Below are 24,333 nucleotides of genomic sequence, written 5' to 3' on the forward strand. Positions count from 1 at the left end.
GAGAGGAGCCCCTGCCCATGGAAGAGAAACAACCCCATAGCGGTTGGTGGGAAAATGCCCGAAAAGTTGAATCCCCCAACTGTGATACTAGGCCTGAAGGTGAGGTGTCGCTGTTAGTGATACATGCCATCAGTTTGCCCCCAGGGCAGTTTAGCGGGACAGCGATTGAGGCGCTGTTTACTAATCAACTAGAGGGAAAAGAGCACCCCTTTTTTGCTGAAATTTCTCATTTAAGAGTATCAGCACATTTGCTGATACGCCGCGACGGTGAGTGCGTGCAGTTCGTGGATACGGATCAGCGGGCATGGCATGCCGGGCGCTCCTGCTGGTGGGATGCCCACCACGGTAAGTGGCGCACGGCGCTCAATGATTTCTCGGTAGGCATTGAGCTTGAAGGAGATGATGTTACTCCCTACAGCAAAGCTCAATATAACGCTCTGATAGAGGCCTTCGTATGGCTAATGGCACGTTATCCTCAGCTTGATACTTCCCGTATTACTAGCCATGCCTATGTGGCGCCATTGCGCAAAACAGACCCCGGTCCGGCGTTTGATTGGGCGTATTTTTATCAGCGGCTTAGAGCCCGAACTGAGCGTTAATGTGCCGATTAAGTGATTAACCGGCAACGAAATAAAACGGTAGTTTAATTACACTCGTGCGCTAATTAATGGTTCTCATTAAAGCACTATGCTTTGCTTATGTTGCAGTGCAATAGTTTGTTTTCGATAGGCTTTTCCGCTGCGACAGAATTGGCAGCGTGGCGACTTTGCGGTATCTTCGCATATACAAAAGGCTAACTTTTACGACATTTGTGTAGCTTTACTACATCGACATGTACGTAGCTTGTTGAATGTAGAGCTAAAACCCCTATCCGGCGTTTAATCACCGGCTGAATGTTGGCGCGTGGTGGAGTTCCACACCGCCGCCCCAGGCCCTTCAGGGTAGCGGGGCTAATTGTCATTTATCGTCATTCGGAGAGACCTCTATGAGTCTGGAGACAAGAGAAGATCTCGATCCGATCGAAACTACGGAATGGATTGATTCCCTAGAGTCGGTATTGGATCGTGAGGGCGAAGATCGTGCCCGCTACCTGATGACCCGCCTGGCGGATCGCCTGCGCCGGGACGGGATGAAGGTACCCTTCTCGGTGACAACCCCGCACCGTAATACGATCCCGGTTCACCGCGAAGCACCGATGCCTGGCGACCTGTTCATGGAACGTCGTATTCGCTCCTTGATCCGTTACAACGCTATTGCACAGGTTATTCGTAATAACCGCGCAAACCCGGGCCTGGGCGGTCACATTGCCAGCTTTATGTCATCTGCCACGCTGTATGACGTAGGCTTTAACCACTTTTTCCGCGCCGCAAAAGACGATTTTGCTGGTGACTTAATTTACATCCAAGGCCATGTGGCGCCAGGCATTTATGCTCGCTCTTACTTGGAAGGCCGCCTGTCGGAAGAGCAGATGGACAAGTTCCGCCAGGAAGTTGATGGCGATGGTCTGTCTTCTTACCCGCACCCATGGCTAATGCCGGACTACTGGCAATTCCCTACCGTCTCCATGGGCCTAGGCCCCATCCAGGCGATCTATCAAGCCCACGTGATGAAGTACCTGCATCACCGTGAGCTGAAAGACATGCACGACCGTAAGATCTGGTGCTTTATGGGTGACGGCGAGTGTGACGAGCCGGAATCCTTAGGTGCTATTTCGCTGGCAGGTCGTGAAAACCTCGACAATCTGATCTTCGTGATCAACTGTAACCTGCAGCGCCTTGACGGACCTGTGCGCGGCAACTCGCGGGTGATGGACGAATTCGAAGGCGTCTTCCGTGGTGCCGGCTGGAACGTGATTAAGGTCGTTTGGGGCCGTCACTGGGATCCGTTGTTCGAGAAGGATAAGAAAGGAATCCTTCAGAAGCGTATGGACGAAGCGGTCGACGGTGAGTACCAGAACTACAAAGCCAACGGCGGTGCGTATACCCGCGAGCACTTCTTTGGTAAGTATCCAGAAACCGAAGCGATGGTCAAAGACCTCTCTGACGACGATATCTGGAAGCTCAACCGCGGTGGCCACGACCCCTTCAAGGTTTACGCGGCTTACAACGAGGCGGTCAACACGTCTAACGGCAAGCCCACGGTAATCTTGGCGCATACCGTTAAAGGTTACGGCATGGGTAGCGGCGATGGCGAAGCAGCCAACGAAGCGCACCAGGTTAAGAGCATGGAGCACGAAGCGCTCAAAACCTTCCGTGATCGCTTTGGTATCCCATTGACCGACGAGCAGCTTAAAGACGTGCCTTACTACAAGCCGGAAGATGATTCTCCTGAGCTTAAGTACATGCATCTGCAGCGTGAGCGCTTAAATGGCTACCTGCCAAGTCGTCGTAGTGACTTCGACGCGCTGGAAATTCCGACCCTGGAAGATAAAACCTTTGCCTCGCAAATGGTTGGCTCAAAAGGCCGTGAAGTCTCCACCACCATGTCTTTTGTGCGGGTACTCAATGGCTTGGTTAAGGATAAGACCCTTGGCAAGCTGGTCGTGCCGATTATCCCTGATGAAGCACGTACCTTCGGTATGGAAGGTATGTTCCGTCAGTTAGGTATTTATACCGCCGAAGGTCAGAAATATGAGCCGGTGGATAAAGGCCAGATCATGTACTACCGCGAGGACCAGAAAGGCCAGGTTCTTGAAGAAGGTATTACTGAAGCGGGTGCGATGTCTGCCTGGATTGCTGCGGCCACTTCCTACAGCAACAACCACGTCACGCTACTGCCGTTCTATATCTACTACTCCATGTTTGGTTTCCAGCGTATTGGTGACTTGGCGTGGGCGGCGGGTGACCTGCAAGCGCGCGGCTTTATGGTTGGCGGCACCGCAGGGCGCACTACGCTCAATGGCGAAGGCTTACAGCATCAGGATGGTCACAGCCTGATTCAGGCCTCCACCATTCCTAACTGCCGTAGCTATGACCCGACCTACGCGCATGAAGTGGCGGTGATCGTTCAGGATGGTTTGAAGCGCATGTTCACCGATAAGGAGAACTGCTTCTACTACCTCACGGTGATGAACGAGAACTACGAGCACCCAGCGCTAGAAAATGTACCCGCCGACGACATCGTCAAGGGCATGTATCTGCTGCGTGAAACTCAAGGTGACAAAGGGCGCGTTCAACTGCTTGGTTCAGGCACTATTCTACGCGAAGTAGAAGCTGCCGCTGAGCTGCTGGCTAACGATTGGGGTATCGGTGCCGATATCTGGAGCGTTACCAGCTTTAACGAGCTACGCCGTGAAGCCTTGCTGTTGGATCGTGAAGCCTTCTTGAATCCGGACGCTGAAGCGCTTAAGCCCCACGTCACTAAGTGCCTGGAAGGGCGCGATGGCCCGGTTATCGCTTCAACCGATTACATGAAGCTGTATGCCGATCAAGTACGCGCCTGGGTGCCGGGTGACTACACTGTACTGGGTACTGATGGCTTTGGCCGTTCAGATACTCGTGTGAAGCTGCGTTACTTCTTTGAAGTAGATCGCCACTTCGTAACTGTCGCCGCGCTGCGCGCGCTGGCTGATCGTGGCGAGATTGATCGCAAGCTTGTCGGCGAAGCGCTGAAGAAGTACGGCATTGACGCCAATAAGCCTAACCCGCTGACTAGCTAAACCGCTGCCCGGTGGGTGAATGCCCACCGGCTCGATCCGATTTGGAAGGAGCGCGACCTTGAGTAGCGAAATCATCAAAGTTCCCGATATCGGTGGTGATACCGATGTCGAAATCATCGAGATTGCGGTGTCAGAAGGCGACGTCATTGAAGCGGAAGACACCCTGATCACTCTGGAATCTGACAAAGCCAGCATGGATGTGCCGGCCCCGAAAGGCGGCAAGGTCATCAAAGTGCTGGTCAAAGAAGGCGATAGCGTTTCCGAAGGTGACGATATCGTAGAGCTGGAAGTTGAAGGCGACAGCAGTAGCGAAGAAAGCAGTAGCAACGACGCTGAGCCAGAAGCAGCCCCAGCGAAAGAAGAAAAGCCCCAAGAAGAGAAGCCGCAGGACGAGAAGCCTGCTGCCAAGAAATCAGCCGGTGGTAAGCAAACCGTTGATATCAAGGTGCCCGACTTGGGTGGCTCGGATAGCGTTGAGATCATCGAAGTCGCGGTGAGTGAAGGCGATGAGGTTGAAGCTGAAGACACACTGATTACCCTGGAGTCTGATAAAGCCTCCATGGACGTGCCCAGCCCTCATAGCGGCAAAATCGTCAGCTTCACTGTGAAAGAAGGCGACACGGTTTCTGAAGGCGACGTGATCGGTCAGATGGAGATTGCGGGCGAAGGCGGCGACGAGAGTGAAGACGCGCCTGAAGAGCAAGCCTCTAGCCAAGCCAGCAGCGAACCCGAAGAGCCCGCTGATGAAGATGATCAGGAAGAGGCCGCCAGCGTTGAGCCGGAACGCAAAGAGATTCGCGTGCCTGATCTTTCTGGCGCATCTGACGTGCCAATTATCGAAATCGGCGTAGCGGCAGGCGATGAGGTCAATGAAGAAGATCCGTTGATCACCCTAGAGTCTGATAAAGCCTCTATGGACGTCCCTAGCCCTTACAAAGGTAAGCTCATCGAGCTGACCGTTAAAGAGGGTGACACTGTCTCTGAAGGCGATGTGATTGGCTATATGGAAGTGGCGGGTGCCAAAAAAGCAGCACCGAAAAAAGCCGCACCCGAAAAAGCCGAGTCTAAAAGCGATAAGCCCAAGAGCGATAAGCCGAGCAAGGCCGCTGAGTCCCCATCGGGCACGCCCAGCCCGGAAGCTCAAATGGCGGCCCACAAGCCACGCGACGGCAAACTGGTTCACGCCGGGCCTGCGGTGCGTATGCTGGCTCGTGAGCTGGGCGTCGATTTGGAACTGGTGAAACCCAGCGGCCCGAAAGATCGCGTGCTCAAAGAGGACGTACAGTCCTATGTTAAGCAAGCGATTGCCAATCAGGGTAAAGCCCAGCCCGGCGCCGCAGCTGCGGCCACAGGCGGTGCGGGCATTCCGCCGATCCCGGAAGTCGACTTCAGCCAGTTTGGTGAAGTGGAAGAGAAGCCGATGGGTCGCCTGCTTAAGATGGGTGCGACCAATCTGCATCGCAGCTGGCTCAATGTGCCCCATGTCACGCAGTTCGACGAAGCGGACATTACCGAGCTGGAAGCCTTCCGTAAGGCGATGAAAGCCGAAGTAGAAGCTCAAGGCGCCAAGCTAACGCCGCTGCCGTTTATGGTTAAAGCCTGTGCCTTTGCGCTGCGTAAATTCCCGCAGTTCAACGTCAGCCTGAAGGGCGATGGTGAAACGCTGGTATGGAAGAACTATGTCCATATCGGTATCGCTGTCGATACCCCTGATGGCCTGATGGTTCCTGTTGTGCGCGACGCCGACAAGAAATCCCTGGTCGAGATTGCCAAGGAGATGGCGGAGCTAGGCAAGAAAGCACAGACCAAAAAGCTCAAGCGCGACGAGATGACCGGTGGCTGTTTCACTATTTCGAGCCTCGGTTCGATTGGTGGTACGGCGTTTACACCGATCGTCAATGCGCCGGAAGTGGCTATATTGGGTGTCTCCAAAGCGCAAATGAAGCCGGTATGGGATGGCAGCGCCTTCCAGCCGCGCCTAATGATGCCACTATCGCTCTCCTATGATCACCGTGCGATCAACGGCGCCGATGCGGCACGCTTTACCGCCTTCCTGGCAGATGTATTGACCGATATCCGTCGTTTACTGCTGTAATTCCCTGCGATGGAGTTTCACAAGCGGCGCCCCTCGGGGCGCCGCTTGTGTTTGCTAAATGGTTAGCAGGGCGACCAAAGTGGTAGTTTTAGGGCATTTGGCTGTTTTAATTTAAAAAAATTGAAATAAAAGCGGGTTTCTCAGGCTTTTGGGGAGTTGTGTCGCCTGAGAGGCGCGGTTATTGTCGGTTAACAGAATTTGCATACTCATTTTTCATACGCTTTTCATACCAAGAACTTCAAGGAGCAGTGCCATGCGTTTAATCCTGTTGGGTGCCCCCGGCGCGGGGAAGGGGACTCAAGCTCAGTTTATTTGCGAGCAATTTAAGATTCCTCAGATTTCCACCGGGGATATGCTGCGCACGGCCATTAAAGATGGCACTGAGCTAGGCCTAAAAGTAAAAGAGATCATGAACACCGGTGGCCTGGTGTCTGACGACATCATCATCGACTTGGTCAAAGAGCGCATCAGCCAGCCAGACTGCGAAAATGGCTTTCTGTTCGACGGCTTCCCGCGCACGATCCCACAGGCTGATGCCATGAAAGAGGGCGGCGTTAAGCTGGATCACGTGGTAGAAATTGCCGTACCTGATGAAGAGATCGTTAGCCGCTTGGCGGGTCGGCGTGTCCATCAAGCCTCTGGCCGGGTCTATCACGTTGACCACAATCCGCCCAAAGAGCCTGGCAAAGACGATGTCACTGGCGAAACGCTGATACAGCGTGAGGATGACCAGGAGTCCACAGTGCGCAATCGTCTATCGGTTTATCACGATCAAACCGCACCGCTGGTCGATTACTACCAGCAATGGGCCGCGCAGGACCCGCAGAGCGCACCAAAATACCACCGCATTGAAGGTGTGGGCAGCGTGACCGATATCACCCGCCAGGTGAAAGAAGCGCTAAGTTAATAACCGCTATTGGCGATAACGCTGGTTTTACGCATCTGGGATGGCCCGCTTAGGCGGGCCATCGTCGTGATAGCCTGACAAAGGTATAATGTCGCAATCTTTCTTTTGAGTGGCCACTTGCTATGCCGTTACATCTGCTTGCCCTGGACGCCTCATCAAGCGCCTGCTCTGCAGCCCTACTGCGCCAGGACGATTCGAGCACTGAGTGCCTTGCGCGCTTTGAGATGACGCCGCGAGCCCATACCCGGCGGTTGTTACCGATGGTGGATGAAGTGCTTGCTGAAGCGCAGGTAACGCCTTCCCAGCTGGATGCCGTAGCATTTGGCCGGGGGCCGGGGTCGTTTACCGGGCTGCGTATCGCGGCGGGAGCAGCCCAAGGGTTAGCCTTTGGCCTCGACTGCCCGCTATTGGGGGTCTCAACGCTGGAAGCGCTGGCGCTTCAGGCCCATCGCCGCTATCACCTTCGCCACGTGGTGACCGCCTTGGATGCGCGCATGGGCGAGGTCTACGCCGCCACCTGGCACTGCCTGAAAGACACCATTACGCCGATGAGTGCCGAGGCCGTGCTGGCCCCAGAGGCGCTGCGCCTGCCTGGCGACGAAACCGATTGGGTGGGCGTAGGCAGTGGCTTTTCATTGTGGGAGCGCTTCACTGTCGACGTTCAGCTAAACATGCCCCAGCATTTGGATGATGTAGAGCCCCGCGCTGAAGAGATGGCGTGGCTGGCGGCGCGTGATTTTGCGGCTGGGTTAGGGCAGGCCGCGCACTTGGTTCAGCCAGTTTATCTACGCAACGATGTTGCCTGGAAAAAGCCCGCATGACCTTTGAAGAGAGCGCTGTGGAAAGTGATGTTGAGCGCGAGATTGAGGGCATCGTTCTGCCTGACGGCCTGCGCTTATTGCAGGGCGCTGAAGGGTTGGCGCTGGTCGGCGATGAAAAACGCTACGGCAAGCCGCTGAGCGTCGATTTTGTGGCGGGCAAAGCGGCCCATCGGCGTCGCTTTGGCGGTGGGCGGGGGCAGTTAGTCGCCAAGGCTTGTGGCCTAGCCAAGGGCGTGACCCCCAGCATTGTCGATGCCACAGCAGGGCTAGGTCGCGATGCGTTTGTGTTGGCCAGCCTGGGTGCCCAAGTGCTGCTGATTGAGCGGGTCGCGGCGATTGCGGCACTCTTGAACGATGGCCTTAAGCGCGCTACCAGACATAGCGATACGGCGGATATTGCCGCCCGTATGCAGCTGTGTCATGGCGATGCCGCTCAGTCCCTGGCTGACATTGTCGCAAGTGCCCACTTTCCGCCCCAAGTCATTCATTTGGACCCTATGTTTCCCCATCGTGAGAAATCGGCGCTAGTGAAAAAAGAGATGCGGCTGTTTCGAGAGTTGGCTGGTGACGATAACGATGCCCCACGATTGCTTGAAGCGGCACTGGATGTGGCTACTCACCGCGTAGTGGTAAAGCGCCCCCGTAAGGCGCCACCTATCGATGGCCCGGTACCCCAGCATACGCTTGAAGGCAAAACCAGCCGCTATGATTTATATGTGCACCGTTCATTGGTGCGCTGATCCTCGGCACTGCAAGGAGCAACCATGCAGAACGCGTGGCGAGAAGGAAATCGATTTACGCTGTTGCCGGAAGCTTCGCGCTTTCTGCCAGCCATGTTTGAAGCAGTCCATAATGCTCGTCACTATGTGTTGGTAGAACTCTATTTGATGGAGTCGGGAGAGCTTGCTGACCAAGTGAGTGACGCGCTTCTTGATGCTGTCCAGCGCGGCGTCAGCGTCAGTTTGCTGCTGGATGGCTACGGCTCTATGGGGCTCTCCAATGAGGATCGTCAGCGGTTGAGAACGGGCGGCGTACAGCTGCGCTTTTTTAACCCGATAGGTTTCCACTCCTTGGCACGTAATTTAAGCCGCGATCACCGCAAAATAGTCGTGATTGACGGCGCGCTTGCGTTTACCGGTGGCTTTGGCGCGGTGGATGAGTTTCTCAACGCCTGGTATGAGATTGCGCTGCGAATCGATGGCCCGGTGGTGGCTGACTGGGAGCAGCTTTTCCGGCGATTGTGGAACTCACGGCTAACCCGCAATGAAAAAGGCGATAATAGCGCGGGAAGCCTGCCTGAACGGCGTGAGCCACGAGCGCATACTGATGGCGTGCCTGGACGGGCGATGTCGGCTCGGGGCTATCGATACCAAGCCATTCGCCATTCACTGCATGAGCGGGTAAACCATGCACAAACACAGCTATGGCTGTGTACTCCCTATTTTGTGCCGACCTTTGCGCTGCGACGCCGTCTGGTTAGAGCCGCCCGGCGCGGGATTGATGTGCGCCTGCTGCTACCCGGAACAAAGCATGACCACCCCAGCGTACGCTTTGCCGGCCAACGCTTCTACCACTCGCTGCTGAAGGCGGGCGTGCGAATTTATGAATTTCAGCCGACCTTTATCCATGCCAAATTCGTGCTCGCCGATGAGTGGGTAAGCATTGGTTCGTGTAATTTTGATCACTGGAATCTGCACTGGAACTTAGAAGCAAATCAAGAGGTGATGGATCCCCAGCTTGCCTCCGAAGTACGCGAGCTGTTCGAGCGTAACTTTGCCGCCAGCCAAGAAGTAGACGCCGCTGTCTGGGCGGCGCGCCCCTGGGGCCAGCGCACCAAAGAGTGGATCTATGGCGTGCTGGATGCCATGGTGACGCGGCTTAAATAGTTAGCGTCTATTCTAAGTGCTTATTTTAAGTGTCTACTCCAAGCGCCTAGCGCTTTTTACCTTTTGCAGGTGTCTTTTTACGCGGTTTGGGTTTGGGCGTTTCAGGCGGGACGCGGTAGTGCAGGTAAAGGTCTAGCACGAGCTCAGGCAACTGCACGACGAGCGACTCCTGGCGCGCTTGGTCTTTCGCCAGCTCGGCCATATCCGGCTCATCGTCGAATAGCCCAGAGAGAAGCATAAACGGCAGCAGCAGGGTGGCGGCGGCCTCTTCATCGTCCTGGAACCAGGCGCTCTCATCGCTGAAGACGCCCTCCATAAAGCCTGCACACCAGTCGCCAATCGGCGTTTCTTCGGCAGGTTCGCCACCCAGTGTTAGTTCAAAAGGGAGTTCCGGTAAGCCGCCTTGTTCGAGTACCGCCACCGCATTGTCACGCAGTAAGGTGAGGAGGGTGATAATCTCCTCTTGCTCAGCCTCGTCGGCGTAGCGCGGCTCACCTTGGAACAGCTCCGCTAGCCACTGAGTGGGCGGCACTTCGCTTGGGGCCACTGCAAGAGCGACTAAAAAACCATGGGCGGAGATGAGATCCAGAGCATCTTCATCCACTTGATCAGAGTCGAGGAAATCGTCCAACCTATCCAGCTGCTCATCTTCGAGCAGTGGCTGCGGTGGCGTGTTTGTGTCGGGCGTATCGCTGCGCTCTGCCATGAGTAAAGCCTCGTCAATGCAAATCGGTAATCAAGAGTTATTTATAACGGCTAGTTTATCACTAATGAGTATTACACCACTGCCCCCCTGGCCAGTTGCTGAGCTGGCTGCCATGTCGGAAACAGCGTTGCATCAAGCCGCGCGTGCTCGCGTTGAACAAGCGTGGCAGCGCTGCTGTGAAGTATGCCCTACGCTGCCAGCCCCAAAGGTGTGGTTTAACCTGCGCGGCGCTTCGGCCGGACAAGCGCACCTGGGGCACGGCGGCTTACGCTTAAACCCGGTGCTGCTGAGTGAGAACCGCACGGCGTTTTTTGATGAAGTGATTCCACACGAAATGGCCCACTGGCTGGTGTTCCATTTGGACAACGGCCCGCGCTTAAAACCCCATGGACGTGAGTGGAAAACGGTGATGCGTGAGCTTTTCGGTATAGCCCCCAGTGTGACCCATCGGTTTGATATTAAGCAGGCACAGCCTGCACCTTATCGTTACCAGTGTGATTGCCGGTTTCATCAATTTACCTCGAGGCGTCATGCTTTAGTGGTAAACGGGCGTCGCTACCGCTGCCGCCACTGTGCTAAGACCTTGGTCTACAGGCCGGAAGTTGACTCATGATTCGTTTATAAATGTTTGTTTTTTAAATAAAAAATGATAATACCAATGTCTAAAGGGAAGCCCGGGCGAGGAGGTTTATGCTAGGGGAACATTAATGGCAGTCGATACTCCTGATAATGGCTAATAAGCCCCATAAATAATCGTATCGACTACAGTTTCTTAGAGAGTGCATTTTCACGGACAGAGGCAATTTCATGAGCAACCAACAGAACGTCTATCCGGTGCGCGACGATTTCGCCGCCAATGCCTGGGCCGATAAAGCCAAGTATGAGGCCATGTATCAGCAGTCAATGGACGATCCGGAAGGCTTCTGGGCCGAGCAGGCCAAGCGCCTAGACTGGATCAAAGCGCCCACTAAAATCAAAAATACCTCGTTTGCGCGTGATAATGTCGATATACGTTGGTTTGAGGATGGCCTGCTCAACGTCAGCGCCAACTGCCTTGACCGCCATCTAGATAAGCGCGGTGATCAGACGGCGATCATTTGGGAGGGCGACAATCCCGATGACTCCAAGCACATTACCTATCGCGAGCTCTACGCCCGTACCAACCAACTGGCCAACGCGCTAAAAGAGCTGGGCATCGGTAAAGGCGACACCGTAACGCTGTATATGCCGATGATTCCTGAAGCGGCCATGGCAATGCTTGCCTGTTCGCGTATTGGGGCCGTTCACTCGGTTGTCTTCGGTGGCTTCTCTCCCGATGCCGTTGCCCAGCGCGTCATTGGTGCCGACTCCAAGCTGGTGATTACCGCCGATGAGTCGGTGCGTGGTGGCAAGCACGTGCCATTGAAGGAGAACGTCGACGCTGCGCTGACCCGTGACGGCACCGATGTGTGCAAAAACGTCTTAGTAGTGAAACGCACCGGCGGTGAGATTGAGTGGAAAGATGGCCGCGATGTTTGGTTTGACGAGCTGGTCGACAAGCAGTCCACCGAGTGCGAAGCCGAAGCCATGAGCGCTGAAGATCCGCTGTTTATTCTCTATACCTCAGGCTCTACCGGCGCACCGAAAGGCCTGAAGCACACTACCGGTGGCTATCTGACCTATGCGGCCATGACCCACCAGTATGTGTTTGACTATCAAGAGGGCGAAATTTACTGGTGCACCGCGGACGTTGGTTGGGTGACCGGTCACAGCTATATCGTTTATGGCCCCTTGGCGAACGGTGCGACCACCTTGATGTTTGAAGGCGTTCCCAGCTATCCGACCCATGGCCGATTGGGCGATATCGTTGATAAGCACAACGTCAATATCCTCTATACTGCGCCCACTGCGGTGCGTGCTCTGATGGCTCATGGCGACAAGGTTATGGACTCCAGCAAGCGCGATAGCCTGCGCCTGCTCGGCTCCGTGGGTGAGCCAATCAATCCGGAAGCCTGGGAGTGGTTTTACCGCGTTATCGGCAACGAAAAATGCCCGATTGTGGATACCTGGTGGCAAACCGAAACCGGCGGCATCATGATTGCCCCGCTACCGGGTGCAACACCGCTTAAGCCTGGTTCTGCAACCGTGCCGTTCTTTGGCGTGAAGCCCGCTCTGGTCGACAATGAAGGCAACATTCTTGAAGGTGCCACCGAAGGCAATCTAGTCATTCTTGATGCTTGGCCGGGGCAGGCGCGCTCTATTTGGGGTGATCACGAACGCTATATCCAGACCTACTTCTCGACCTATGATGGTATGTACTTCACGGGTGACGGTTGTCGTCGCGATGAGGATGGCTACTACTGGATTACGGGGCGTGTGGATGACGTTCTGAACGTGTCGGGCCACCGTATGGGGACTGCCGAGATCGAGTCCTCGCTGGTTGCACACAGCGCCGTCGCGGAAGCAGCCGTTGTAGGTTTCCCGCATGATATTAAGGGACAAGGCATCTATATTTATGTCACCCTGAACGACGGCATTGAAGAGTCGGATGAACTCAAAAAAGAGTTAACGCAGTGGGTGCGCAAAGATATTGGCCCGATTGCCTCGCCGGACGTCATTCAGTGGGCGCCAGGGTTGCCGAAAACCCGCTCGGGTAAAATCATGCGTCGTATCCTGCGCAAGATTGCCGCAAACGAGTGCGATGGGTTGGGTGATACCAGTACGCTAGCCGACCCGTCGGTGGTCGATGAGCTGATTGAACATCGCGCCAATCAATAACGGCGACACCGCTGAAGGCTGTATTTAGCCTACTATGAACAGTGCCGGCCCGAGTAGGTCGGCACTGTTGTTTTTGTTTGTGTGATCTATCTATTACAAATTGTGCATGTGATGCTTGGGCATGATGAAGCCCATGGGGTACCATGCTTCACAACCGTAAGAGCCTAGCGTCGCGGCGGCAGACAACCCCGCTGCTCGAGGAACCGGAGGAATATCCATGGCAGTAGCTCATAAGTTTATCGTCGCTGACGATCACCCGCTGTTTCGTGCAGCGTTGACCCAAGCGTTACGCCAGTTGGCCCCCCAGGCGGAGATTGTCGAAGCGGATACCATGGAAGCCACCACTGATGTGGTGAATCGCCACCCAGATGCCGATTTGATTCTCCTGGATCTGCACATGCCAGGAGCCCATGGCTTCTCTGGCTTGATTCAACTGCGTGGTCAAATGCCCGATATCCCCGTCGCGGTGGTGTCAGGCAGTGATGAACCTTACGTGGTTCGTCGTGCTATTGACTACGGCGCGTCGGGTTTTATCCCTAAATCGTCCTCTCTACAACTAATTGCTGAGGCGGTAGGCGAAATCCTGCAGGGCGAGGTGTGGTTACCAGAATCATTAGCCAACGTGCTGGAAGAGACCAGTGAAGAGGAGTCGCGCTTTGCCGAAGCGATTGCATCACTGACGCCACAACAGTTTCGCGTGCTGAATATGCTGACGGAAGGCCTGCTGAATAAGCAGATCGCTTACGAACTGAGTGTTTCTGAAGCGACTATCAAGGCCCACGTGACCGCAATATTACGCAAACTTGGCGTACATTCCCGTACTCAGGCGGTTATCGCCGCGCAGAAACTGGAAGTCGAACCACCGAAAGTCGTCTCCTAATTTCGCACCGCTCGCGAGAACGTTCTCCAAGGTAAGCCCCGAGAGCCCCATCTGAATCCAGCTGCGGCGCTTATCGCGCCGCGCGATTGGCCTGAAGCGTTCGCGTTAATAGCGCTCGCAGTGCCGCTGGTTTAACGGGTTTCAACAGCAGTTGATAACCCGCCCGCTTTATCTCTTCGGCGACCGCTTCGGTACGGTCAGCGGTAATCACAATCCCCGGCACTGCTCCCTCAAAACGTTCGCTGAGCGCCTCTAGCGCCATCAGGCCGGTGACTTCGTTATCCAGGTGATAGTCCGCCAGAATAGCGTCCGGGTCGCCATCCATATTGCGTAGAATCGATTTTGCTCCGCCGATACTCGTGGCAGTAAACACCTCGCAGCCCCAGCCGCTGAGCATGGCGGTCATGCCTTCCAAAATCAGCGTTTCGTTATCGATACACACAATCCGTGTGCCGCTAAGTTTGTGACTGCCGCGCCGTGATTGGGGTTCAAGCTCTGTATCGCTGCCCTCCCGGGCAGTGACAATCGGTACGCTAACAGAGAAAACCGCGCCTTTACCCACCGTGGAACGTACTTTGATGGGGTGATTGAGCACCCGGCTCATGCGGTCGGCAATGGATAGCCCCAGCCCCAGCCCTTTCTCGCTCTCTTTATGGCGAGACACCTGATCCAAACGGCGGAACTCCTGGAAAATCTCGGTCAGTTTAGATTCATGTATACCAGGGCCGCTGTCCCATACTTCAATGGAGAGCCAGCCATTTTGGCGACGACAGCCGAGCAGCACGCGGCCCTCTTGGGTGTAGCGAATGGCGTTGGATAAGAAGTTTTGTACGATACGGCGCAGCATCTGAGGATCGGAGTCGACCCAGAGATGGGTCGGCACGACTTCCAGATCCAGCCCTCGATCGTCTGCCATCACCTCAAACTCAGCGCGTAGCGGGCGAATGATATCCGCCAGGGCAAAGTGACTGCGCCGCGGCGTTAACGCCCCAGCGTCCAGTTTGGAGATATCTAGCAGGGTGCTGAGCAGCTCCTCGGCGGCCTGCAGCGAGTTATCGATATGACCCACGATGCGTTGCGTATCGGTGGTAGTCACGTTCTGCATTAAGGCGGAAGTAAACAGCCTTGCCGCGTTAAGCGGTTGCAATAAATCATGACTGGCAGCCGCCAAAAAGCGCGTTTTAGACGCGTTGGCATCTTCAGCCAATTGCTTAGCCTGGCGTAGGGCAAGCTCGGCTTCTGCGCGGACACGGTTCTCTTGACGTAACGCCGCGTTGGCTTCAGAGAGCGCCTGGGTACGTTCTCGCACACGCTCTTCCAGGGTTTCGTTGGTCTCCTTCAGGGCAATTTCGGCCTGGCGGCGTTCGGTAATATCCTGATAAAGGGCGAAAAAGCCGAGAATCGCCTGGCTATCGCCAAAGTGCGGCGTGTAAGTCACCAGCATATAGCGCATGGCGTCATTGACCCGCAGCGAAACTTCAAAGCTGACCCGCTCACCGTTCAGCGCACGGGCCACCCAGGGGGCGCGCTCTTCCGCTTGTTTCACCTGCAGTACGTCTTCAAAGCGGCGGCCGATGACCGCGTTACGGTCAATGCTGAAGGCCTGCTCGTAGGCGCGGTTGGTAAACAGATAACGGCACTCTTTATCGAAGTAGGCGATGAGGGCGGGCACATTGTCGGTATAGATCCGGATATTATTTTCCGAGCGGATCAGCGCCTCTTCGATGCGCTTCTGCTGGGTAATATCCTGGTAGGTGTACACAAAGCCACCGCCGGGCATTGGATTGCCTTGCACTTCCAGCACGCTGCCGTCCTGGCGGTAGCGCACGTAGCGGTGGGGTTGGCCTTCGCGAATATTGTCGAGCAGTAGCTGTACGTGCTCTTCCGGGTCGCCGGGGCCATATTCGCCGTTGTGGGCGTTGTAGCGGAAGATACGGTCGATGGGAGCGCCAACGCGAATCAAGTGGTCAGGGAAGCGGAATAGCTCCAAATAGCGCTGGTTCCACACCACCAGGCGCAGATTCTGATCGACCACGCTGATGCCCTGGTTAATATTTTCGATGGTGGCCTGCAACAGCGCCCGGTTGAACTCCAATACCTGGGAGGCTTCATCGACAATCGAGATCACATCCGAGATGCCGATACCACGGCCCTGGAGCGCCGAGTTAACCACGATCCGCGCTGATGAAGCGCCCAGCACCGAGGCCAGGAAGCGTTCGGTGAACTGAATAATGTCGATTGAGGCACGCGTGCCGTTATCTAGCGGTTTCCCGGCGCGTCGGGCGTAATCTTCAAAGGCGCGGTCTACCTGGCCAGCACCTAGGAAGCGCTCACAAAGCACTTTTAAGTCGCCCACCGTGGTGGCGCCGGTCCACGGGCGGTTTACCGAGGTTTGGCGGGTTTCCACGCTGTCCACAAACAGCGAGGCCTGAATACGCTCAACCACCCGCTGGGAGGTCACCTGGGAAACAAAAATGTAGCAGAACAGGTTAACCCCAAGTGACAGCATCACACCGTGGGTAAAGCTGTCGCCTAAGTTGAGCCCAAACAGCGCAGTGGGAGATAGCCAGTTAAGCCCCAGTGGGCCGCCTTCAAGCCACATTGTTGGAAGCACGCCGGCATTGATCATAGCGGGTAATAACAGGCTATATACCCAGATGGCAAAGCCAGCGTTCATGCCGACAATGACCCCGAGGCGATTACCGCGCTTCCAGTAAAGCCCCCCAATCACCGCGGGTGCAAACTGGGCAGCGGCGGCAAACGACAGCATGCCGATCGAGGCCAGCGAGGTGAACTCGGCAATCAGTTGGTAAAAGCCATAGGCCATGGCCAATACGGCCACGATGGTCAAGCGCCGCGCACGCAGTACTAAGCGGCCATAATCCCGCGCCTTGGTATCAAACCAGCGCAACCGGAACAGTGCCGGAATAACGATCTCGTTGGAGATCATGATCGACACCGCCACCGCGGCCACAATCACCATGCCGGTAGCGGCCGAGAAACCGCCGATAAAGGTGAGTAGCGTCAGCCACTGATGGCCGGAAGCCATGGATAGCGCTAGTACGTAAGTATCGGGTTCTACGCCGCTTTCGGAAAATAGCAGTAAACCCGCCGCTGCCAATGGCACCACAAAAAAGGCGATCGCCAATAGGTAAAGCGGGAACAGCCAGCGCGCTTTGGTAGCGTCGTCAGGGTGAATGTTTTCGACCACCGCCACGTGGAATTGGCGCGGCAGACACAGAATGGCCAACATGGCGAGCAGGGTTTGCGCCCAGAAGCTCTGACCAAAATCTTGATTGGCGAGCTGGCGCTGGAGTTCAAGCTGGCTCTCCGCGTGCCCCATTAGCTCACCCAGGCCATCGAACATGCCCCAGGTAACAAAGGCGCCGAGCACGACAAAGGCGAGCAGCTTAACCAACGATTCAAACGCTACGGCGTGGATTAAGCCTTCGTGGTGTTCGGTGGCATCGGTGTGGCGGGTGCCAAATAAAATTGCAAAGATCGCCATCACGATCGCCACATAGAACGCCGTATCGCCAAACAGCGGCGTATGGGTGACATCGGAGGCGTCGGTGAGCACGCTAAAGGTGGTGGAAACCGCTTTTAGCTGTAGCGCGATGTAGGGCAGGGTGCCGACAAGGGCAACTAAGCTGGCAAAGGCGGCTAGTGACTGGGTTTTACCGTAACGCGAGGCGATAAAGTCAGCAATCGACGTGACGTTTTGGTGCTTGGCAACGCGAATCATCTTGGCTAACACTGGCCAAAACAGCAAAAACGTCAGGATAGGGCCAACGAAGATGCTCGCAAATGACCAGCCTGCGGTCGCCGCTTGGCCCACTGCGCCGTAAAATGTCCACGAGGTGCAGTAGATCGCCAGTGCCAAGCTATAAATGATCGGCCTTCGCCGTGTCGCACCGTGGGTACGTGCACGGCGGTCACCATACCAAGCGATACCAAATAAAACGGCAATATAGAGAAGCGATACCGCGACCAGTAGCCCGCCGTGAAACATGCCTTTCTCCCCGCCAGAGTGTGGTGCGCTAATCAAAAGGCTTCATTCTAGGCGAAACAGCGGGCCGTGTACGACCATTCCCTCGGCTTGTTTACACCACAGACTTATTTAACTATTTATTTAGTGATTTATTTAGCTATGCGCACACATTGTTGAGTAGCGGTGAGGTTTCGCGCAGCGTGCGAATCTCTTCCAGCATGGGCTCGCGGGTCTCTTCATCCAACGGTACTAATTCGCGGTTATCACAATTGAGTAAGTAGGGCTGGGTGATCAAGATATCTGTGTGGTGACGCTCAAACTGATAAAGAATAAATTCTGCTAAGCGAGTGCCATCCTGCTCGCTCGTGCGAATATTTTCGCTGTCAATCATGCTGAATTTGGTGGTCATGGGAATGGCAAAGGTCCATGGGCGCCATACTGCTGTACTGCTCTCCGTTGATATCACCGTAGCGGTCTCGGGAAGCTGCGCCTGCTTGTGTTCAAACCAGCTGTACTCGACCTGTATTTGATAGGCCAACATGCCCAGCCCACCGCAGACCGGTACGATCCACTTGGGGAGTCGCTTACCGCTCAGTGTGCGAAGTATTAAGCCAATCCCTGCCGCCGCGAGGCCAGCAAAAACAGCGGCGATCAAATGCCAAATCATAAAATATCCTTTCCAAAAGCCGTCTATAAGAGCTGTCTATAAAAGCCATCGGGCCTCCCGAAGGAAGCCCGATGGTAAGGTCGATTCCTAAGCGATATCACGACACTGCGATAACGCCAGGAAAGAGTATGACTTAGTGATCGATCGCCACACCAGCACCTTTTGGATAGCGAACGCTTTCCACCAGATCCTGAATTTCCTGTGGCGGTGCAGCGGTCACTCTGGAGACCGCAAAGGCAACGGCGAAGTTAATCATCGCGCCGACGGCACCGAAGGAGAGCGGCGAAATGCCCAAGATCCAGTTATCCGGCGTGTTAGCCAGCATATTGGTGCCCGGTACGAAGAACCAGCCCAGGTAGGTGAAGATATACAGCAGGGTACAAATCAAGCCTGCCAGCATACCGGACACTGCGCCTGGGCTGTTCATCCGCTTGGAGAAGATACCCATCATCAGCGCGGGGAACAGTGATGCACCGGCGATACCAAAGGCCAACGCCACCGTTTGTGCCGCAAACCCTGGCGGATTAAGCCCCAGATAGGTGGCCAGTAGAATCGCGCCGCCCATGGAGATTCGCGCTGCTAACATTTCGCCTTTTTCGGAGATCTTCGGGTTGATCATGGTCTTGATCAAATCGTGACTGATCGCCGAAGAGATCGCCAGTAGCAAGCCAGCTGCGGTAGAGAGCGCCGCGGCGATACCGCCTGCTGCGATCAAGCCAATGACCCAGCCGGGTAAGTTGGCAATTTCCGGGTTGGCGAGTACCAGGATATCGTTATTAACAGTTAGCTCGTTACCTTCCCAGCCACGGTCAGAATAGTCGGTAGCATCGTTATACATCTGGATACGACCGTCATTGTTCAGGTCATTGAAGCTGATAAGACCTGTTTCTTCCCATGTGCGAACCCAGTCTGGACGCTCTTCATACAGAATCGGGTTTTGCGCAGCCTCTTCGTAGTTCTCAACCTGTCCCGCCATTTCGGGGTACACGGTGGTCGCCAAGTTCAGACGTGCCATCGAACCAACGGCTGGCGCGGTAAGGTAGAGCAGGGCAATAAACACCAGTGCCCAACCAGCAGACCAGCGTGCGTCGGCCACTTTCGGTACGGTGAAAAAGCGAATGATAACGTGGGGCAGACCGGCAGTACCGACCATCAACGACAGGGTGAACAGCACCATGTTGAGCTTGTTGTCCACATCGGCAGTGTAATCCCGAAAGCCAAGTGCGCTAACCACGTCATCCAGTTTAGCCAGCAGCGGAATGCCGGATTCGGTATGCGTACTGAACATGCCGAACATCGGAATCGGGTTGCCGGTCAACTGGAACGCAATAAACACGGCTGGGATGGTGTAAGCGATAATCAGAACAATGTATTGCGCCACCTGGGTGTAGGTGATGCCCTTCATGCCGCCGAATACGGCGTAAAGGAATACGATCAACGCGGCTAGCCAGATACCCCAAGTGTTGCTGACTTCAAGGAAGCGCGAGAACGCAACGCCCGCACCGGTCATCTGACCGATTACATAGGTGACTGACGCCACAATCAAACACACGATCGCTACCAAGCGAGCGGTGTTGCTGTAGAAGCGGTCACCAATGAAGTCGGGCACGGTGAACTTACCAAACTTACGCAGGTAAGGGGCTAATAGCATCGCCAGGATAACGTAGCCACCGGTCCAGCCCATTAGGAAAGTAGAGTTAGCGTAGCCGCCGGAGGCCAGCAGGCCTGCCATTGAGATAAACGATGCCGCTGACATCCAGTCAGCCGCGGTCGCCATCCCGTTGGTGATCGGGTGAACGCCGCCGCCCGCGACATAGAAGTCTTTCGTCGAGCCTGCTCGTGCCCAAATCGCAATGCCGATATAGAGGGCAAAGGAGGAGCCTACGAACAGTAGGTTAATTGCAAACTGGCTCATACCGGCTTACTCCCCAAGTCCAAATTTTTGATCGAGCTTATTCATCTTCCAGGCATAGAAGAAGATCAGCACGATAAACGTTAAAATGGAGCCCTGTTGTGCAAACCAGAAGCCAAGATCGGTGCCGCCAACCGGAATACCGGCGAGCAGTGGGCGAAACAGGATTGCGCATCCGTAAGAAACAAATGCCCAAACAGCTAGGCATCCGAAAATTAACCGGACGTTAGCTTTCCAGTATTCAGCAGCATTGGTTTTGTCGTCTGCCATTGTGTTGCTCTCCACTTGTGATTTTTAAGGTTGGGAAAGTTCACGAGGAATAGCGTGTGACCCATCAGGGCAATCGCACGTCGAAAGCCACTCAATCGTAAGGAGTGGTGAGCCAGCTTTTGTCAGCACGTCACCTTATTATTCGATATGAAATTTCGAGTTAGTTAGTGACGTGCGATTACCCTGCATGACTCATTGTTAATACTGGGCAATAAACGTCAAAAAATAAATCCCAGACTTTGGTATCAATATACCCTTTAAACGCCTTTCTTGTTTTTCATGTGATTGAAAATTCGAATTTTTAGACGCTGTTTAAGCGAAATTTGTAGGCGTTTGTAGAGCTATAGGACGATAGTCTAGTGAGCAAATAAAAGTGGTTATTGGCTACTTTAAATACATGTATTGGGTTTTAAGGCTAAACGTCGTTAGTAAGTGTTGATACTTTGGTCTCGTATCAAAAGTCGCTTCGACCTTAGCGTGATAGCTAAAGGTATAACAACGTTATACTTGCTACTTGGGAAGTGAATCCTTTATACCCGTAGAGCCACCTTCACATAATAACCGATAACAGTTTTGAAGCGTTGGAATGATATCCTTTGATGTGACTCAATATCCGGCGGAGTTTGTGTTTAAGTCTGTTTTTTTCTAGTTCGCCTTTAGTTGAATGAGGTCATGCAAAATGGTTGATGTGGATCTATCCCAACTGCCGTTCACGCTTCTTGATGATGAAGGGCGTGACCACATTCGCCGTGGTATTGATCTGGCCTATTTTGATCGCGACGAAATAATTTTAGAAACCGGTCAAGCAGGTGAATTTGTTTTTCTGATACATAAAGGTGAGGTGGCGGAAATTGATCCTACACTGCCCTCGTCCACCACACGTATTGGTCACTATACGGCGGGGGATCTGTTTGGTGCGATCAGCATCCTCAATGGTAAAAGCCGTTATCGCTTTAAAGCTGAGCAGGAGTGCCTTTGCTATCTCCTGCCCAAGGCGCTGTTTCAGCAGCTGTGCCGTCATTACCCTGACTTTAGTGATTTTTTCCGCCAGTCGTTGACGCATAAAGCGCGCTTACTGACCGAAAAGCGCGCCGAAGGGGGCGTCACCATGGCGGGCTTTATGCTGGCCAAGGTCAGTGAGTGCATGCGTGAGCCGCTACTCATGGCGGCGTCTACTGATATCGCCAGCGCAGTGAAACAGCTCAACGAAAGCCACGCCGACAGCCTGCTAGTAGAGACCCAGGGCAAGCTGGGCATGGTGACTAAAACTGACCTGCTCAATGGGCTGGTGTTAGGCGGTAGCACGGTGTCATCGCCGGTTGATGAAATCGCTCATTTTAATCTGGTGACCGTCGCGCCGGATCAGTACCTGTTTGAAGTATTGGTATTGATGACACGGCACAAAGTGACGCGGGTAGTGGTGCTCGAGCAAAACGCTTTAAAAGGTGTTGTCGAACTCACCGACGTGCTGAGCTATTTCTCAAGCCGCAGCTACGTGGTGAGTTTGCAGGTCGAACAGGCGGGCAGTTTAGAGGCGCTGTCGGCGGCCAGCCAGCGTACGCCAGAGCTGGTCAAAGCGCTGATGGCCCAGGGCGTAAAGCTGCGCTTTGCGATGGATCTATTGGCGGCGCTGAACGGTCGTATCATGAGCAAGGCCTGGGAGTTCACCATTGATGAGCACTACCGCGAACAGAGCTGCATGATGGTGATGGGCAGTGAAGGGCGAGGCGAGCAAATCCTTAAAACAGACCAGGATAATGGTTTGATTTTAGCGGATGATGCGCAGTGGCCGGACCTTGCCAGCCACATGCAAACGCTTACTGACACCCTGATACAGCTCGGCTACCCGCCATGCCCTGGCAATATTATGGTGTCCAACCCTGAGTGGGTGGCAACGGTATCCCAGTGGAAAGGCAATATTGCCAAGTGGGCCAGGGAGCGTGACGGCGATAGCTTGATGAAGCTTGCGATTATGCTCGATGCCCATGCCGTTGCAGGTAACCCCAGCCTGCTTGCAAGCGTACGCGAAGAGCTATTTGAACGCTGCTCGGGCGATGAACTGCTGCTCTCTTACTTTGCCCGCACGGCGCTGCGTTTTTCGACGCCATTAACGCTGTTCGGCTCGTTGAAAAAGCCCCAGCACGGTATCGATATCAAAAAAGGTGGCATCTTCCCCATTGTTCACGGCGTGCGCACCATGGCGCTGGAGCGACGGATCAAAGCCACCTCGACACTGGATCGTTTAGACGCGCTGGCTGCCGATGGCCGATTGGATCGCCGCTTTGCTGACGATCTGGGCGAAGCGCTGGCGCTGTTTTCCGAGCTACGCCTCAAGCAGCAACTCAATGCCTTAGAGGCAACCAGCACGTCGCAAGAGGCGAACCGCACCAACCGTGTCGTGGTGCAAACCCTCTCTTCGCTCGAACGTGACCTTTTACGTGAAGCACTGCACATTGTTAAAGACTTTAAGCAGCGGCTTTCCCATCGTTATCATCTGGAGTATTCGTGACCGGAATGCGGCTGTTAGATCGACACGTGGCACTCTTTAGCGGTTCCCTGCGTACCTTGCTGCGCCGCGAAAGCGACCGGCGTCGCTGTGCTGACACTCCTTACGCCTGGCTATTTCAACCCTATATGGGCGATGAGCTGGTAGCGCTCGCTTGCATGGCAACGCCAACGGCATCTGCACCGGTGATTAGTCTGGCAGCCGTGGTGTTGAGCCAGCAGCATGTGCGAACCAGCCGGGCCTTTGTGCTGACCTTAGGCACGCCGGGGCAGGCTGAGAATGCGTCATTGCGTCGCCATCACTTACTCTGCCAAGCTGGGGAAGTGACTTCCCCCAACAGTGACAATCTAAATGCGTTGGTCGAGTTTATCGGCAATCGACCGATTGTTGGCTGGCAGTTAGATCAGAGGATTGGGGCGTTGAATACACTGCTGAGCGAGCGGTTGGATTTCGCGCTTCCCAATGCCCAGGTCGATGTGGCAAAACTGCACCAGCGCCAACTGCGGCGTTTGCACCCGGAGGTCGAGGCACCCAGTAGCTTTACCCAGGCGCTGGCGTGTTGGCAGGTGCCCACGATGGGCATGCAAAGCATGCTAGGCGAAGCGACGGCGAGCGCGCTGCTGTATATGCGCCTGCAGCGTGTGATGGCAGAGGCTGCTTAGTGGCAGCTATCGTAGTGCCGAGGAAAGGCTTCCGTGAGGGCGCTGTGAACCCATCCCTGGGCGCTACTTTTTCCATCTGACCGCCATGGATGACGGAAATGCTGGAATGGTCGGGAACATTTTCCGGCCCTGGAAAAAGACCCTCGCTTCAACCTGCCCTCGCACCGCGTAAGGTGTAGTGGTCAGGGCAGTCATTTTACATTGCGATATCTTGGATGGTTCTCTCTGAGTAGTTGGGTCTGGGCGGTGAGTGTTGTTAGAATAGCAGCCACTTTTTTCTTGAATGCCTTCCACCCTCGGCAGTGCTTATACCATGCAATCTCTTAATCACTTTGATCCTGCTCACCTTGACACGGTTGGAGCCACCCCAGCTTACGCTGAGCTCGACCAGCCTGAGCTGGCTGATGTTAAGCAGAAGCGTGAATTTAACAAACTGCAAAAGCGCCTGCGCCGAGAAGTGGGCAATGCCATCATTGATTATCAGATGATCAATGAGGGCGACCGTGTGATGGTGTGCCTCTCCGGCGGAAAGTTATAGACCATATATATTTTGTAAAGCTTTTTCCTGTCTCTTTATCTTCCGAAAGCCGGTTTTTCGGCCTTTCTGAAGATTTT

At 54.7% G+C, this 24,333-nt stretch carries 18 protein-coding genes and 1 pseudogene; 13 read left to right on the plus strand and 6 right to left on the minus strand.

Features of this window, described 5'->3' with window-relative positions:
* Positions 1 to 17: 17 nt before the first annotated feature.
* The 7 genes from ampD (at position 18) to MLE19_RS14730 (ending at position 9,367) form a co-directional block, all read left to right on the plus strand.
* Entirely contained in the window at positions 18 to 599 is a 582-nt protein-coding gene (ampD, locus tag MLE19_RS14700) for a 1,6-anhydro-N-acetylmuramyl-L-alanine amidase AmpD (RefSeq protein WP_240718903.1), read from the plus strand.
* Between the two features lie 386 nt (positions 600 to 985).
* Positions 986 to 3,658 carry a pyruvate dehydrogenase (acetyl-transferring), homodimeric type gene (gene aceE, locus MLE19_RS14705; RefSeq protein ID WP_240718904.1) on the plus strand — a complete coding sequence of 891 codons (2,673 nt, stop codon included), beginning with the start codon at positions 986 to 988 and terminating at the stop codon, positions 3,656 to 3,658.
* 58 nt (positions 3,659 to 3,716) lie between these two features.
* Complete coding sequence (gene aceF / locus MLE19_RS14710) at positions 3,717 to 5,753, plus strand: pyruvate dehydrogenase complex dihydrolipoyllysine-residue acetyltransferase (protein WP_240718905.1); 2,037 nt, start codon at positions 3,717 to 3,719, stop codon at positions 5,751 to 5,753.
* A gap of 253 nt (positions 5,754 to 6,006) precedes the next feature.
* A complete protein-coding gene (gene adk, locus MLE19_RS14715; RefSeq protein WP_240718906.1) occupies positions 6,007 to 6,660 on the plus strand; it encodes an adenylate kinase in 654 nt (217 codons plus the stop codon).
* 122 nt (positions 6,661 to 6,782) lie between these two features.
* Entirely contained in the window at positions 6,783 to 7,481 is a 699-nt protein-coding gene (tsaB, locus tag MLE19_RS14720; protein WP_240718907.1) for a tRNA (adenosine(37)-N6)-threonylcarbamoyltransferase complex dimerization subunit type 1 TsaB, read from the plus strand.
* A complete protein-coding gene (locus tag MLE19_RS14725) occupies positions 7,478 to 8,221 on the plus strand; it encodes a class I SAM-dependent methyltransferase (RefSeq protein WP_240718908.1) in 744 nt (247 codons plus the stop codon). The genes tsaB and MLE19_RS14725 overlap by 4 nt, the downstream gene beginning before the upstream one ends.
* 24 nt (positions 8,222 to 8,245) lie before the next feature.
* Positions 8,246 to 9,367 carry a phospholipase D-like domain-containing protein gene (locus MLE19_RS14730; RefSeq protein WP_240718909.1) on the plus strand — a complete coding sequence of 374 codons (1,122 nt, stop codon included), beginning with the start codon at positions 8,246 to 8,248 and terminating at the stop codon, positions 9,365 to 9,367.
* A 46-nt stretch (positions 9,368 to 9,413) separates the two neighbouring features.
* Here MLE19_RS14730 and MLE19_RS14735 read toward each other — a convergent pair whose 3' ends face one another.
* Positions 9,414 to 10,073 (minus strand): YecA family protein, encoded by a 660-nt coding sequence (locus tag MLE19_RS14735; protein ID WP_240718910.1) that lies wholly within the window; start codon positions 10,071 to 10,073, stop codon positions 9,414 to 9,416.
* A gap of 64 nt (positions 10,074 to 10,137) precedes the next feature.
* On the opposite strand from MLE19_RS14735, the gene MLE19_RS14740 reads away from it, so the two are divergent.
* Together MLE19_RS14740 and acs are read left to right on the plus strand one after the other, a co-directional pair.
* On the plus strand, positions 10,138 to 10,686 hold the full coding sequence (locus MLE19_RS14740) for a SprT-like domain-containing protein (protein ID WP_240718911.1): 549 nt from the start codon (positions 10,138 to 10,140) through the stop codon (positions 10,684 to 10,686).
* Between the two features lie 194 nt (positions 10,687 to 10,880).
* Positions 10,881 to 12,830 carry an acetate--CoA ligase gene (acs, locus tag MLE19_RS14745; RefSeq protein ID WP_240718912.1) on the plus strand — a complete coding sequence of 650 codons (1,950 nt, stop codon included), beginning with the start codon at positions 10,881 to 10,883 and terminating at the stop codon, positions 12,828 to 12,830.
* A gap of 93 nt (positions 12,831 to 12,923) precedes the next feature.
* On the opposite strand, the gene MLE19_RS23040 is transcribed toward acs, so the two are convergent.
* A complete protein-coding gene (locus MLE19_RS23040; RefSeq protein WP_022522133.1) occupies positions 12,924 to 13,049 on the minus strand; it encodes a hypothetical protein in 126 nt (41 codons plus the stop codon).
* Between MLE19_RS23040 and MLE19_RS14750 the strand changes: the two genes are divergently transcribed.
* Positions 13,048 to 13,710, plus strand: coding sequence for a response regulator (locus MLE19_RS14750; protein WP_240718913.1), 663 nt, complete (start codon positions 13,048 to 13,050; stop codon positions 13,708 to 13,710). The genes MLE19_RS23040 and MLE19_RS14750 overlap by 2 nt on opposite strands.
* Before the next feature lie 70 nt (positions 13,711 to 13,780).
* Here MLE19_RS14750 and MLE19_RS14755 read toward each other — a convergent pair whose 3' ends face one another.
* The 4 genes from MLE19_RS14755 to MLE19_RS14770 form a co-directional block, all read right to left on the minus strand.
* Positions 13,781 to 17,722 (minus strand): hybrid sensor histidine kinase/response regulator, encoded by a 3,942-nt coding sequence (locus MLE19_RS14755; protein ID WP_240718914.1) that lies wholly within the window; start codon positions 17,720 to 17,722, stop codon positions 13,781 to 13,783.
* A 136-nt stretch (positions 17,723 to 17,858) separates the two neighbouring features.
* The gene (locus MLE19_RS14760) at positions 17,859 to 18,368 is read right to left on the minus strand and encodes a hypothetical protein (protein WP_240718915.1); all 510 of its coding nucleotides are present in this window, start codon (positions 18,366 to 18,368) and stop codon (positions 17,859 to 17,861) included.
* A gap of 133 nt (positions 18,369 to 18,501) precedes the next feature.
* Positions 18,502 to 20,283: a sodium:solute symporter family protein gene (locus tag MLE19_RS14765; protein WP_240718916.1), complete on the minus strand. Its 1,782-nt coding sequence runs from the start codon at positions 20,281 to 20,283 to the stop codon at positions 18,502 to 18,504.
* A 6-nt stretch (positions 20,284 to 20,289) separates the two neighbouring features.
* Positions 20,290 to 20,550, minus strand: coding sequence for a DUF4212 domain-containing protein (locus tag MLE19_RS14770; RefSeq protein WP_007113808.1), 261 nt, complete (start codon positions 20,548 to 20,550; stop codon positions 20,290 to 20,292).
* Between the two features lie 679 nt (positions 20,551 to 21,229).
* Here MLE19_RS14770 and MLE19_RS14775 point away from each other — a divergent pair.
* The 3 genes and pseudogenes from MLE19_RS14775 to MLE19_RS14785 all read left to right on the plus strand — a co-directional run.
* The gene (locus tag MLE19_RS14775) at positions 21,230 to 23,059 is read left to right on the plus strand and encodes a DUF294 nucleotidyltransferase-like domain-containing protein (protein WP_240718917.1); all 1,830 of its coding nucleotides are present in this window, start codon (positions 21,230 to 21,232) and stop codon (positions 23,057 to 23,059) included.
* 5 nt (positions 23,060 to 23,064) lie between these two features.
* Complete coding sequence (locus MLE19_RS14780; protein ID WP_240718926.1) at positions 23,065 to 23,718, plus strand: DNA polymerase III subunit epsilon; 654 nt, start codon at positions 23,065 to 23,067, stop codon at positions 23,716 to 23,718.
* 313 nt (positions 23,719 to 24,031) lie between these two features.
* Positions 24,032 to 24,250, plus strand: a pseudogene (locus MLE19_RS14785) (tRNA 2-thiocytidine(32) synthetase TtcA); the annotation flags it as partial.
* Positions 24,251 to 24,333 lie beyond the last annotated feature (83 nt).

Source organism: Vreelandella neptunia, from assembly GCF_022489065.1.
Taxonomy (GTDB): domain Bacteria; phylum Pseudomonadota; class Gammaproteobacteria; order Pseudomonadales; family Halomonadaceae; genus Vreelandella; species Vreelandella neptunia_A.